The sequence below is a fragment of the Streptomyces himastatinicus ATCC 53653 genome (assembly GCF_000158915.1).
Lineage (GTDB): Bacteria > Actinomycetota > Actinomycetes > Streptomycetales > Streptomycetaceae > Streptomyces > Streptomyces himastatinicus.
Window position 1 is genome coordinate 6,513,724 of sequence record NZ_GG657754.1, and the last position, 13,060, is coordinate 6,526,783.

The 13,060-nt window shown below is 68.1% G+C and carries 10 protein-coding genes and 4 pseudogenes; 6 read left to right on the forward strand and 8 right to left on the reverse strand.

Annotated elements, in window-relative coordinates; genetic code table 11:
* The 6 genes and pseudogenes from SSOG_RS27730 to SSOG_RS27750 all read right to left on the reverse strand — a co-directional run.
* Nucleotides 1-181, reverse strand: a pseudogene (locus tag SSOG_RS27730) (DUF6177 family protein); the annotation flags it as partial.
* Nucleotides 182-190: 9 nt separating this feature from the next.
* Entirely contained in the window at nucleotides 191-2,134 is a 1,944-nt protein-coding gene (gene glxA, locus SSOG_RS27735) for a radical copper oxidase GlxA (RefSeq protein WP_009717575.1), read from the reverse strand.
* A gap of 3 nt (nucleotides 2,135-2,137) precedes the next feature.
* The gene (locus tag SSOG_RS27740) at nucleotides 2,138-3,973 is read right to left on the reverse strand and encodes a glycosyltransferase family 2 protein (RefSeq protein ID WP_009717576.1); all 1,836 of its coding nucleotides are present in this window, start codon (nucleotides 3,971-3,973) and stop codon (nucleotides 2,138-2,140) included.
* Nucleotides 3,974-4,312: 339 nt separating this feature from the next.
* Nucleotides 4,313-4,993, reverse strand: coding sequence for a FadR/GntR family transcriptional regulator (locus SSOG_RS27745; RefSeq protein WP_039938861.1), 681 nt, complete (start codon nucleotides 4,991-4,993; stop codon nucleotides 4,313-4,315).
* Nucleotides 4,994-5,066: 73 nt separating this feature from the next.
* Nucleotides 5,067-5,243: a DUF397 domain-containing protein gene (locus SSOG_RS47705; RefSeq protein WP_063631600.1), complete on the reverse strand. Its 177-nt coding sequence runs from the start codon at nucleotides 5,241-5,243 to the stop codon at nucleotides 5,067-5,069.
* On the reverse strand, nucleotides 5,240-5,548 hold the full coding sequence (locus SSOG_RS27750; RefSeq protein WP_009717579.1) for a Scr1 family TA system antitoxin-like transcriptional regulator: 309 nt from the start codon (nucleotides 5,546-5,548) through the stop codon (nucleotides 5,240-5,242). The genes SSOG_RS47705 and SSOG_RS27750 overlap by 4 nt, the downstream gene beginning before the upstream one ends.
* A gap of 71 nt (nucleotides 5,549-5,619) precedes the next feature.
* Here SSOG_RS27750 and SSOG_RS49040 point away from each other — a divergent pair.
* Nucleotides 5,620-6,602, forward strand: a pseudogene (locus SSOG_RS49040) (IS5 family transposase).
* Nucleotides 6,603-6,621: 19 nt separating this feature from the next.
* On the opposite strand, the pseudogene SSOG_RS27765 reads toward SSOG_RS49040, so the two are convergent.
* Nucleotides 6,622-7,135 (reverse strand): annotated as a pseudogene (locus tag SSOG_RS27765) (Scr1 family TA system antitoxin-like transcriptional regulator); the annotation flags it as partial.
* 115 nt (nucleotides 7,136-7,250) lie between these two features.
* On the opposite strand from SSOG_RS27765, the gene SSOG_RS27770 reads away from it, so the two are divergent.
* From SSOG_RS27770 to SSOG_RS27780, 4 genes and pseudogenes are all read left to right on the forward strand, one after another.
* Nucleotides 7,251-7,676 (forward strand): ATP-binding protein, encoded by a 426-nt coding sequence (locus SSOG_RS27770; RefSeq protein WP_039938863.1) that lies wholly within the window; start codon nucleotides 7,251-7,253, stop codon nucleotides 7,674-7,676.
* A 186-nt stretch (nucleotides 7,677-7,862) separates the two neighbouring features.
* Nucleotides 7,863-8,657, forward strand: a complete 795-nt coding sequence (locus SSOG_RS27775; protein ID WP_009717582.1) for a DUF1868 domain-containing protein — start codon at nucleotides 7,863-7,865, stop codon at nucleotides 8,655-8,657.
* A 124-nt stretch (nucleotides 8,658-8,781) separates the two neighbouring features.
* Nucleotides 8,782-8,898: pseudogene (locus SSOG_RS49045) on the forward strand (VOC family protein); the annotation flags it as partial.
* A gap of 98 nt (nucleotides 8,899-8,996) precedes the next feature.
* On the forward strand, nucleotides 8,997-10,490 hold the full coding sequence (locus SSOG_RS27780) for an alpha/beta hydrolase (RefSeq protein ID WP_009717583.1): 1,494 nt from the start codon (nucleotides 8,997-8,999) through the stop codon (nucleotides 10,488-10,490).
* A gap of 890 nt (nucleotides 10,491-11,380) precedes the next feature.
* Here the strand turns inward: SSOG_RS27780 and SSOG_RS27785 are convergent.
* Complete coding sequence (locus tag SSOG_RS27785; protein WP_009717584.1) at nucleotides 11,381-11,989, reverse strand: TetR/AcrR family transcriptional regulator; 609 nt, start codon at nucleotides 11,987-11,989, stop codon at nucleotides 11,381-11,383.
* Between the two features lie 97 nt (nucleotides 11,990-12,086).
* Here SSOG_RS27785 and SSOG_RS27790 point away from each other — a divergent pair, with 97 nt between their 5' ends.
* Complete coding sequence (locus SSOG_RS27790) at nucleotides 12,087-12,839, forward strand: SDR family oxidoreductase (protein WP_009717585.1); 753 nt, start codon at nucleotides 12,087-12,089, stop codon at nucleotides 12,837-12,839.
* The last annotated feature ends 221 nt before the right edge of the window (nucleotides 12,840-13,060 follow it).

A 13,060-nucleotide genomic window follows, 5' to 3' on the forward strand; every position in this document is an offset into this window, starting at 1 on the left:
TCTGCATCAGCAGCGGCGCCTCCACCGAGACGAGCGGCCGGCCCCGCTCGTCGCAGAGTTGCACGACCGCCCCTTCGCCCGTGGTGTCCACCAGCTTGTCGGGGCCTCCGGAGAACAGACCCGCGAGTACGGCCCAGGGGTCGGGCATCCGCTGGGTGAGGGCTATGACGTCCTTGGTCATGCCCGGAGACTAGCGTCCGGGCACCTTCACCCATACCGCCTTCGACGGCGTCCCCTCGTCGTCGACCGCGTTGAGCATGTAGTAGCCCGGCGGCACCAGTGACGGGTCCTTCGGCAGGCGCACCGTGATGCCGTCCTTCGTCCGCTTGAAGTCGAGGGCGATCGACCGCTGCTCGACGTTGGTCACATGGGTGAAGGAGCTGGGCCGGATCAGCCGCATCTTTTTGATCGCCGAGGCGTGCGCGGTCTTGTACGTGGCCGTGGCGCCCAGCTTGACCGTCTTCGGGCCGCCCTCCGCGGCGAGCTTCGGCCGCGAGTCCCGGTACAGGTAGGGCGGCGTGTAGAGGTCGATCTGCTGCTGGAACTCGCCCGGCTTGGTGTTGGCCTTGTCCTGGAACAGCGAGTCGGAGCCGAAGCTCATGACGCGCCCGTCCGGCAGCAGCAGCGCGCCCGAGTGGTAGTTGCGCCCGACCAGCGGATCGGCGACCCCGCGGGTGCGGTTGGTCTTCGGGTCGTACAGCTCGGCCTTCAGTACGTTGGTGTCGCCGCGCCCCCGGTAGTCGCCGGAGCCGTTGGTGGTCAGGACCGTGTCGTCCGGGAGGATGACGCTGCTCGGATAGCGCACCTTCTCGTACAGATCCGGTCCGTCCTTGAACCGCGGCTGATCGTCCTTCAGGTCGACGATCCGGGTCCCGGCGGTGGACCGGGTGGACTCGCCGACCCCGCCGCCGCCCACCACCATGAAGCGCTGGTCCTGCGCCGGCGGCAGCATGACCGACATCGACGTCTCCAGCAGCTTCGGGTCGCTGATGCCCGGCACCACCTGGAACTTGTTGCTCTTCAGATCCCAGATCCCCGGGGTGCGGCCCTTGTCGTCCGGCCCGTAACCGGCATTCGACCCGGTGTAGAAGATGCGGCCCTTCTCGGTGAGGAAGAGCGAGGGGTAGGTGGGGAAGAAGCGCTTCTTCGGCAGATACTTCCACTTCTTCGTCTTCGGGTTGTAGATCTCGTTCTTGCCCGGCACGACCTGGCCGATTTCATCGAGCCCGGACACGGACAGCACCCTGCCGTCCTGCAAGGTCGTCAGGGTCGGATACCAGCGGGCCTCGTTCATCGGGTCGACGGTGATGTACCGCTCCGACTCCGGATCGAATTCATAGGCCTGCTTGATGCCCTGGAAGTCCTTCTTGTCGAACGACAGCTTCTGTGCGATGCCGTAGAAGTTTCGCCGGTCCTTGCCCTTCAGCCCGGAGATCCGGTAATTGTCCTCGGTCCCGGTCTGGTACTTCTCGCCCTTGCGGCGCGCCTCGACATAGACGCGCGCGGTGCTGGCGGTGACGGTGACCTTTCCGGTCTTGGCGTTCGTCTTCTTCTTCGCGCGCGGGACGAGGACCGGGTCCTTGGACTCGAACGTCTTGCCGTTCTCCTTGCCCGTGAAGCGCGTCCCGGGCGGGAAGGTCTTCGGCTTGTCCGGGTCCTCGTTGTGGACGAACATCAGCCCGCCCGCCTTCTCGACGTCGCCCTTGAGCTTCTCGTACCGCTGCGTACCGCCCGCCACCAGCAGCTTTCCATCCGGCAGCTGGCTGTGCCCGGAGCAGAAGAGGTCCTGGGGCGTGGGGATGTTCCGGTAGGTGTTCTTCTCCGGGTCCCACAGGACGGTGCGGAAGGACTTGGCGTCGAAGTTCTTGGCGTTGTTCCCGGAACCGGCGACCAGCAGCACCTTTCCGGTGTGCAGCAGGGCGGCGTGGATCGTATTGATCCGATATTCCTTCGGAACGTTGACGGCGTCCCAGTGGCCGTTCTCGGCCTTGTATTCCGGTTGGTTGATCTTGTAATCGTGATACTGCGCGGAGCTGAATCGGTAGAGTGCCGGGCCGTTCATCCCGGCCAGCACGGTCACGGCCGCCGCACCGATTCCGAAGCGGCGGGTGCGGCGACTCGGTCGGTACTTCACGTCTTATCGTCCCCCAAGAGCGGGCTGCGTTGTCCGTTTCTCCTGGCGGACGGTCCACCGCCAGGCGATGATCGGAGCGGCTGTGATAGCCAGGGCGAGTGATGCCCAAACGGTCATCGCTGGATGACTGTGGCCGAAGTAGAAGGAAGAGGCGAGCGACCCGCCGAAGACCACCAGGAAGAAAAGATGGATCCGGAACGTCCCGAAGAGGGTGTCGGGGCTCGATGAGTCGCCCTTGGGGGTGACGACGAAGCGGCTCTTCCGGCGCAGTACGGCATCCATCAGGGAACGCGCGTAAATCGGGGCGGACATCGCGGACATCACCATTCCGGCCACGCCCCCCGACCCTTCCGGCTCATGCGGGGAAACGTTGTGCCGCCGGTTCCAGACGTAGAGGCCGATCTGGAGCGCGGAGGCATTGCCGTACAGCATCATCCAGATGGCGGGATCGATCTGGATGCCGGACGCCCCGAATCCGAGGAACAGCGCGCAGCTGATCCCGGCGAGAATCCAGTTCAGCGCCGACATCGGATAGAAGATCACCATCAGGGTGTAGTTGAAGAGCTTGCCCGCGGGCAGCGAGAAGGGTGCCTTCCAGAACTGCCCCAGGATCGTCTCGTACGTGCCGCGCGACCAGCGCAGCTGCTGGGTGAAGAAGTCCGTCCAGGCGTTCGGCCCCTCGCCCACCGCCAGCACGTCCGGCGTGTAGACCGAGCCCCACTTCCGCCCGGTGGAAGGGTTACGGTGCCGGTGCAGCTCGAAGCCGGTGGCCATGTCCTCGGTGATCGAGTCGTACAGCCCGCCGATGCCCTTGATGGCGCTGATCCGCACCGCGTTGTTGGTGCCGACGAACATCGGCGCGCGGTACGCGTTTCCGGCGCGCTGGATCAGCGCGTGGAACAGGAACTGCTGGCTCTCGGCGGCCTTGGTGACCGCGGCGTCGTAATTCCCGTACACCTGCGGGCCGACGACGAAGGCGATGTCCGGATCGCGGAAGTAACCGAGCATCCGCTCCAGATAGTTCGGCAGCGGAACGTGATCGGTGTCGACCGAGGCGAAGAAGTCGTACGCGTCGCCGTGGGCGTCCAGCCAGGCGTTGTAGTTGCCGTGCTTGGTCTTCGCCCGGTACGGGCCCTTGGCCTGGTTCCACTTCTCGACGCCCTTGCGGCTGAAGTGGCGCACGCCCAGGCGCGCGCAGATCTCTCGTACTTCGAGGTCGTCGCCCTCGTCCAGCAGCCAGACGTCCAGCTCCCCCCGATGGCGTACCCTGACCGCCGCCTGGAGCGTCTTCGTCACCATCTCGATCGGCTCCTTGCCGGGCACGAACGTGGTGATGAAGGCGACCTTCGTCCCCGTCTCGGGCACGACCGGCACCGGATCGCGGGCCACGAGCGTCGCGTGGGCGTTGGACGCGACGTTCATCGTGCGGAACAGCTCGATCAGCCCGATCGACACCAGCATGATGACGTCCAGCACCGCCATGGTCGGGCTCTGGCCGTCGCGCTCGGTCCAGTGCGCGGGCTGGATCAGCCACACCAGCAGCCCCAGCGACACCAGCGGCGCCGCCCCCAGCAGCAGCGCGGCGCGGATGCGGTGCGGCTCGTCGGCCAGCAGGCTGCGATAGCGCACGCGGTAGGCGGTGTCAGGGTCGGGCCGGGTCAGTGGCCCCGCGAGCCTGCTGTAGTGCTCGTAGTCGTACTTCGGCAGCGGCCGCCGCCGGTGGGATCGCTGTTGCCGCGGGATGCGTAAGCGCGTCGTGGTGGACGAGTCGTACGAACCTTGGTGATGCGAATGCTGGTCATGCGAATGCTGCCGGGCGCCTGTCGGCGTCGACGTCATGAGTCATTCCCCCCGCACGCGGGCTGGCTGCGTGTCGTCACGTTCTCCTTGCCGGCACGACCCCCCACGGCCGTACGGGCACGATAGTGGAGCGGCCGGATCCGTCGAATGGAATCGAATACGGAATGGCCGCCTTCTGCTTGTGCGCAAAGTGTGCCGGACCCCTCCCGCCCGGCGTCCCCCCGGGGCACCCCAACACCCCCTGTTTCAGGGCGTGTTGGTGTGTGGTGCACCCAGCTCAGGGTCTCGAACGGGCTCGCATGATCGCAAGGCGAAACGCGCCCTTATTCGGACAAAGGTGCGCAAGGGGGAGTCGTTGCGGCCGGTCGCGAAAACGGCTTATTCGTGATGCGGGGAACGCAGTCTGTTGCGAATGTTGCAGAAGTGGTCGCGAATCGCCTCTTCGGCGCGTAGGGCGTCGCCGGAGCGTACCGCTTGGAGGATGCGGCGGTGCTGGGCGAGCGTGACGTGGGGGTCGGTCGGCACGTCGACCAGGTCCGTACGCACCCGGTGGAACGCGTCCCAGAACGCCTCCAGCACCTCGCTGAGCAGCGTGTTGTCCAGGCTCCCGTACAGCGCGGCGTGAAAGGCGCGATCCGTTTCCGCGCGTACGGCCCCTTCGGCCGCCTCCGCCTCCATCTGCCGCGTGATCGCGTCCAGCGTCTGGAGATCCGCGGCGGGTATCCGCCCCGCCAACCGGGCGATCAGCCCCGTCTCCACGGCCTCCCGCAGCTCCAGCAGCTGAAGCAGGCTGTCCTCGCCGCGGTAGTGACCGGCGACGGTGCGGAAGATCAGCCCCTCGATCATGGGCGCCATCGACATGGGCCCCACGTAGGTGCCGAAGCCGTGGCGGATCTCCACGATGCCCATGGCTTGGAGCGCCTTCAGCGCCTCGCGCACGGAGTTACGGCTTACGCCGAGGAGCTCCATCAGCTCCGTCTCGGTGGGCAACGGTGCGCCGGAGGGGAGGCGTCGGTCGATGATGAGCCGTTTGATGCGCTCCTGGATGTCGCCCGCCATCCCCCCACGCGCCTGCGCCGCCACCGCCACCTCCGATTTCGGTCAGCTTAGCGGCAGCGGCGCGGGGTGTTCCTCAGAGCTGCGCGACGAAGGCGGCCCAGGCCGCGTGGGGGATGGCCAGCTGGCCGGTGTCGGTGTCCTTGGAGTCGCGAATGTGCACGGCGTGCGGGCGTATGGCGACCTCGACGCAGTTGTCCCCCTCACTTCCGCTGTAGCTGCTCTTGAACCAGTCCCGTTCAGTCATGCTCATAGCGTTCCTCGCATCTGCTTCAGCAAGCTCACCGTGGCCCCGCAATCGAGGGCTTGCGAACGCAGCTTGCCATAGCGCTGGAGGAGAACACTCACATCTTTCGGTGCCGTAATCAGGCTGCTCGAACGCTGTCCTTCGGTGTAGCCGATCCACTGGTGGTCCGGAGCCTCAGCCAAGTACATCTGACCGTCGACGCCGCAGTGATCCTCTTGGCGTAGCGGCATGATTTGGATCTCGACGTTGCGTCGGCGTCCGACCTCCAGAAGGTGGTCGATGACGGCCCGGGTGACCTGCGGTCCTCCCATGTGCCGCTCTAGGGGCTGTCTTTAGTTGTGATCAAGATCGGCGGTACCTGCCGATCCGGTAGGACTGTGGTGTGACGCGTACGCAACTCACGGACGAAGAGTGGGAGTTCATCGGGCCATTCCTGCCGGTCGGCAGGTTCGGCCCGTACCCCGACCGGCTGCGGGATCAGTTCGAGGGGGTGATCTGGCGGTTCCGCACCGGCAGTCAGTGGCGGGAGATGCCCGAGCGGTTCGGCGCCTGGCAGACCGTCTACAACCGCTTCATGCGATGGCGGGACGCGGGTGTTTTCCAGGCCCTGCTGGAAGAGGCGATCGCCGAGGCCGTCCGCAGGGAGGAAATCGACATGTCGCTGGTCAGCGTGGATTCCACCACCACGCGGGCTCATCACGACGCGGCCGGCATGCGGGTCAGCGAAGAGACCCTGGCCGCGCTCGAAGAGGCGGCCTCGCAAAAGGGGGAGCGTCCGGGGAACAAGGCGGACAGGACGGCGAAATCGATCCGGTCCGCGCCGAACGCCGACGCATCCGCTTACGACGGCGGGCACGGCTGAAGGCCGCCCTGCTCGGGCGGTCCCGCGGCGGGCTGACCAGCAAAATTCACCTGGCCGCCGACCGGCGATGCCGGCCGATGGCGCTCCTTCTGACCGCCGGGCAGGCCGCCGACAGCCCCCAGTTCATCCCAGTCCTGAGCAAGGTGCGGGTCCGTCTACCCGTCGGCCGTCCCCGCACCCGGCCCGCCGCCGTGGCCGGCGACAAGGCCTACTCCTCCCGCGCCAACCGCGCCCACCTGCGCAAACGCCGTATCAAGGCGGTCATCCCGGAGAAGAAGGACCAGGCAGCCAACCGCAGGAAGAAAGGCAGCCGGGGCGGCAGGCCCGTCACCCACAACGCCGATCTCTACCGCGATCGCAACACGGTTGAGCGGGCCATCAACAGGCTGAAGGACTGGCGAGGCATCGCGACCCGCTACGACAAGACGTCCGAAAGCTACCTCGCCGGACTGCATCTCCGCGCAGCGACCATCTGGATCAGCAGCCTCCTGAAAGCCAATTGATCACAACCGCAGACAGCCCCTAGCGGCGCCTGCTCGACGATGAAGCTGAACGCCGTGTTCGGCCTCTCCGTGAGGAGGCGCTGGCGCTCCAGCCGGGCTGCTACCTCTCGCTCCAGCTGGGCCTCGGTGACTGGTGGCAACCGCCGATCGAATATCGCGCGGATGTAGGGCTCGGGCTGCAGCAATCCGGGGATCGCCCGGCACTCGTACGCGTACAGCGTCACCGCCTCTTCCTCGATGCCCGCCCACTGCTGGAACCACAAGGCGAGGCCAGCTTTCCGCATCAAGGTGCGGTACGCCGCGCCCAAGACGCGAGCAGCGGGGGCGCCCAAGACGTCCTTCACGCGTGGAACGAGTTCCTTCGGCGGGAAGCGGCGACCCTGCTCCATCTTGGCGACGTACGTCACCGAGTACCGTACGCGCGGAGCGAACTGCTCCTGCGTCAGGCCGCCCTCCTCCCGTAGCGCCTTCAACACGGCGCCAAAGGTCTTGAGGTTGTCCGAGACTTCGGGTTCGCTGTTGTCTGCTCCCATACGTACATCGTCACGCGCGGTGACTACCCCGGTCCAGCGAGTCAACTGGTACAGCGGAAACTGGGTGGGTGTCATACCTGGCCGGAGCCCCAAGCTCACCGCAACGCTTCCGCCCATGACCGCACCACAGGGCCAAGTCCCCGTCACCGTACGTACGTTCGCACAGCGATTCTCCGCCACCCGACGTGGGGCCCGGCTCGCGCGGCTGCTGGCCGCGAACCAGTTCGCCTCCTGGGGGGTCGGTCCCAGTGACGCCGCCGTGCTCGTCGTCGCCGAACTCGCCGCGAACGCCGTCCTCCACGGCCGCGTCCCCGGCCGGGACTTCGCCCTGCTCCTGCGGTACGACCACGAGACCGGCCGCCTGGAGATCGAGGTATCGGACACCCACGACCGCCAGCCCACCCCGAAGGCCCCCACCTCCGTAGACGAACAGGGCCGTGGCCTGCTCCTGGTCGAGGCCCTGGCCGACCGCTGGGGCGTCAAGGAGCGCCGTGGCCCCGGCAAGACGGTCTGGGCGCACATCACCGTACGACGCGACTAGTGTGCTGAAGACATCGCTGCGCGCGGCAATCGTCGACGAGGGCGGCGAGAGCCTGCCGGAAGCTCCGCTCGGTCCGCCGCCACATTGCGGACGTGGCTCCGCCTGGGGGTAACCCTGGGGCCATCCCGCGTTCAGGCCCCCTCGGCATATTTCGCCTGTCCGGGCCCCAACTCAACAGGAGCGATCATGTCTACCCCCAACCGCCGAGGCGTCCTCTTCAGCGCCGCCGGCGCCGCTGCCGGTCTGGCGATTGCCCCGACCCCGGCGTTTGCCGCCTCGCAGAGCGCCGGGCGGCGCGAGCCGCTGGCCGCCGGGCCCGGCAAGAAGTGGGACCTCGACGGCAATGCGCAGCGCTTTCGTGGCAACACTTTTGTTTGCCCCGTGCCCCAGGACTCGGCTTTCTTCCACGCCGAGACCGAGGCGATCGAGACCATGAAACGGTCCTCCATCGCCGATCAGTACGTCTGTCTGCCGCGCCAGAGCATGCACATGACGGTGTTCGACGCCACGACACAGGACACCGTCACCAACAAGCAACTCCCGGCCTGGCTCGCTGACTGCACGGACGTCTCCGAGGTGTCCCAGCGGATCCTCGCGCGCCTCCAGGAGTCGACGCTGACCCCGGTGGGCCCGATCACGATGAAGGTCAAGGGGTTCGGCCCCTTCGACGCCAGCTTCACGATGCAGCTCACCCCCGCCGACGACGCCACCTTCAACACCCTCTGGACGATCCGACGGGAGCTGAGCGCCCTGCTGGAGATCCGGGCGGCGGACTTCGAGACCTACCAGTTCCACTCGACCCTCGGTTACCGCCTGGTCAAGCCGCTGCCATCCGACGTGCCGCCCATGGAGCGACTGGCCGCGAAGTGTTCCGCACTCTTCACCGGCGACGCCGCCACCGTGACCATGGAGCACCCGGCGTTCAACCTCTTCGACGACATGCTCGCGTTCCCGCAGTTGTGGCAGCTGCCGAAGGCCTGATCCGCTCCCATCGCCGACGAGCCGTTAGCGGGGGTCCGTCCGCAACGACAACGAGTTGTCGGGGTAACCGCCGAGGTTGTCCTCTACCGGCGGGGTGTCGTTCCGGCCTTGAACGCTCAGGCGGGCGGCCGGCGCCAGGCCCGGCGACGTCGGTCAGACCGGCGCCGGGAACTGGCACGTCCTGGTCGACCCGGAAGGCAACGAGTTCTGCCTCCTGCACGCCCGGCTCCAGCCCCTCTGACCGCTCGGCCGCGCAGCGGCCCCGTGGGGTAAACCCCCGTGCACAGAGTCCAGTTGGCGGGATGTCGGTGACGGACGGGGCAGGCGAAGCTCGTCCGTATGACGAGGATCAAGCGAATCACAGCCCTGTTCGCCGCCTCCGCCGCCGTCCTGAGTCTCGCCGTACCCCTCGCTACGGCGTCCGCTTCGACGGCCGCGTCCGCCAGGCCACCGCACCTCGACTGGACGGCGTGCGAGGGGACGGACCTCGATCCGCGGCAGGAGTGCGCGACCATCGAGGTGCCGATGGACTACGCCGACCCGCGCGGCAAGAAGATCACCCTTGCGTTCTCCCGCATCCCCGCCGAGAACCCGAAGACACGCCGCGGCGCCCTGTTCATGATCCCCGGCGGACCCGGCGGCGGCAGCCTCGACCAGCCCTCGGACAAGGGGCAGAAGCTGCCGCAGGAGGTGCGCGACACCTATGACCTGATCGGGTTCGATCCCCGGGGGTACGGCCGCTCCACTCCGGTGAGTTGCGGCCTTCAACGAGGCGACCTCGCCCGGACGAAGCTCTTCCCCTGGCCCGCTCCCGATGGCTCCGTGACGGAGAGCATGACCACCGCCCGGCGGATGTCGGAAGCCTGCGCTCGCAACGGCGGCCCGCTGCTGCGGCACATCAGCACGGCCAACGAGGCTCGCGACCTCGACCGGATCCGGGCGGCGCTCGGCGAGCGGAAGATCTCCGCCTGGGCCGACTCGTACGGGACGTACGTCGGCGCCGTCTACAACGAGCTGTTCCCGCACCGCACCGACCGCCTCGTACTGGACAGCAACGGCACCCCCGACCACGTACGAGTGCACCGGGCCTGGTTCGCGGCGTTCGAGGTGGGCGCCGAGGACACCTTCCCCGAGTTCGCCAGGTGGGCGTCCCGCCCCGGCAACCCCGACCGGGTGGCCGGGACCGCGGCCGAGGTGCGCCGCCTCTTCCTTGGCCTCGCCGGGCGCCTCGATCGTGAGCCCCTCCCATGGCCCGGCGCCAACCCGGAGGAGCTCAACGGCAACGTGTTCCGCCAGACGATGCTGGACAGCCTCTACGATCCCGACGACTATCCCGTCCTGGCCCGGCTGATGCTGGCCGCGCGGAAGGGCACCGTGCCGCCCGCCCCCCAGGCGCCGCCCGCCGCGGTCCTCCAGAACGCCATCGCGGCCGGTGTCGCCACCTTCTGCAACGACGTCGCCTGGCCCAGGTCCGCGGCCGCGTACGAGAAGGGGGTCGCCGAGAGCCGCGCCACGTACCCGCTGACCGCGGGGATGCCGAGGGGCGTGACGGTGTGCGCCGCCTGGCCGTACGCGCCGAAGGAGCCCCCGGTACGGATCACCGACCGTGGCCCCTCCACCGTCCTCATGATCCAGAACCGGCGTGACGTGGCCACCCCGCTCAGCGGCGCCCTTGAACTCCGTAAGGCCCTCGGCCGACGCGCCGTCATGGTGACCGTGGACTCCACCGGCCACGACGCCTATCTCGCCAACGGCAACGCCTGCGGCGACCAGACGGTCTCCCACTTCCTGGCGACGGGCCAGCGCCCGACGCGGGATGTCGTGTGCGACTAGCCCGCCTCGTCCGGTGCGGCCAACCGCCGCCCGACGTCGCCGCGCACCGCGACTGCCCGGGGTCGGGGCACGTTTTCGGTGAGCCCGCCACCTGGGGCAGCGAGCAACACCCAAGCCCCGGCTTCGCAGCTCGGATGCGGCCGACCGCCGGGTTACAAGAACTGCCTCCCGGCCGCCCGCCACGACGTGGGCCGGGCCCTGGCCACCGGCGAGGCGTACGGTCGGCCCTCCCGTCACCAGATAGGCGCCAAGCCGCGGCGCGTCATCGAGTGAGCGCACTCGGAGGGGTCGTGGCCGTGCTGGCTGCGCATGCCTCATCGGGGAGTTGCCGCACGGATACACGCGGGACTCGGCGTGCAGGAGGAGGAACGTGGAAGGCGTAACACCCTTCCACACTGGCCCGGTACCCGAAGATGAACGCTCTTTGCGGTCCAAGACCGAGCATGCCGGCGGTGATGGTGATCGATTCGCCTTGCCTCGTGATGTCGACCAAACCCTCGGCCGGTTTCGTGGGAGGGAAGAGCTGGGCGATCTCTGCTTCTTGCAAGCCCCCGTCAGCCGCGGCTCGAGTGAGGCGCTCACGGCGTGTTTCGACGTTTTCACGCAGGTCTGCGCGGGCCTTTTCCTCGTCACGCTCTGGTTGAGTCGCCAGCCAGATCCAGGTGCCCACGACGGTTACGAGCAACAGGCCACAAAGGGTCATGCATCCGTTGAATAAGCAACCGCCGATGGTGCCGGTCTGGACTTGTGGTCTTCTCGCCATGAGCACAGCTTCTACGGCGAGCACACCAACGCCTTGGCTGCGACGCTGAACCGCAACGACAACGAGCTGTCGGGGTGACAGCCGAGGTTGTCCTCTACCGGCGGGGTGTCGTACCGGCCTTGAACACTCAGGCGGGCGGCCAGTTCCGCAGGGCCATGTCGGCCACCTGCTGGAGATCCTCGCGGGGAACGCCGCCGGAGGCCTGGACGGCGATGCCGTTGGCGACGGTCATGAGGTAGCGGGCGAGCAGTTCGGGATCGGTGTCGGGGGACAAGTCGCCTTCGTCGACGGCTTGCTGGAAGCGGTCGCGGAGGAGGGAGACGGCCTCGTTGCGCCAGGCGACGAGGGCGTCGCGGGCGTTGCGTCCGGGGTCGCCGGCGGCGAGGGAGCCCTGGACGCCGAGGCATCCGGCGGGACGGCCGGGGCCGGTCGTGGCGCGGACGGAGCCGCCCAGGAACGCGGTGGCCACCTGCCGGGCGGTGGGCTCCCGCATGGCCCGGGCGCCGTACGAGGCGGGGCCTTCGGTGTAGCGCTCCAGGGCCTTGCGGAACAGGTCCTCCTTGTTGCCGAACGCCGCGTACATGCTGGTGCGGGTGATGCCCATGGCGTTGGTCAGGTCGGTGAGGCTGGCGCCTTCGTAGCCCTGTTCCCAGAAGACCCGCATGGCCTGTTCGAGGGCCTCGTCGGTGTCGAAACCTCTCGGTCGGCCGATCGCCGCCCTGCCCCGCGTCTCCATGTGGCCGATCATACCTCTTCCGTACTGATCGGTGCAGATCTCTGCTACGGTCTCGTTCAGTATCGATCGGTACGGAAATTCGTGGAGGTCATTCACCATGGGACAGATGGAAGGCAAGACCGCCGTCATCACCGGCGGCGGCACCGGGATCGGCCTGGCCACCGCCGTTCGGCTGGCAGACGAGGGCGCGCACGTGTTCATCACCGGGCGGCGCAAGACCGTGCTGGACGCGGCCGTGGAGACCATCGGCTCGGCGAGGGCCACCGCGGTGGCGGGCGACATCTCCGACCCGGCCGACCTGGACCGGCTCTACGACGCGGTCCGCGCCCGGGGCCGGGGGCTGGACGTGCTGTTCGCCAACGCCGCCACCGCGTCGTTCGCCACGCTGGAGCAGATCACCGAGGAGCACGTGGACGAGACCTTCGGCGTCAACGTCCGGGGCACGGTGTTCACGGTGCAGAAGGCGCTGCCGCTGCTCAACGACGGCGCATCGGTGATCCTTAACTCCTCGGTGCGCGCCGGTGACGGTGTCGAGGCGTTCGGTGCGTACGCGGCCTCCAAGGCGGCGGTCCGGTCCTTCGCCCGGACCTGGGCCAACGAGCTCAAGGGCCGGAACATCCGGGTCAACGTGGTCTCCCCGGGCACCATCGACACCCCTGCCGCCGACGGCCTGGCCGGTACGGGGGAGGACGCGGCCGCCATCAAGTCACAATTCGCCGCGCGTGTCCCGCTCGGCCGGATCGGGCGCCCGGAAGAGGTCGCCAACGCGGTGGCGTTCCTCGCTTCCGAGCAGAGCAGCTTCATACTCGGAGCCGACCTGTACGTCGACGGCGGCGAGATGCAGGTCTGACCCGCGGGCGACATCCGCCGCGCGATCATCAGCGCCCCGCTGCCCCGGCCACGAGCGTGCCGGGGCAGCGGGTTCGGCCCGCCAGGGGGCGAAGCGGCGGGGCGGGCGCCCTCACACACGCCCCTCCTGCACGATGTCGCAGTGGCGCGCCATTTTCTGGCGAAGGGCTCCAGCTCGGCGGCCGCCGGCCTGGTCAGGGCGGCTGTTTCGGGGCAAGCCCG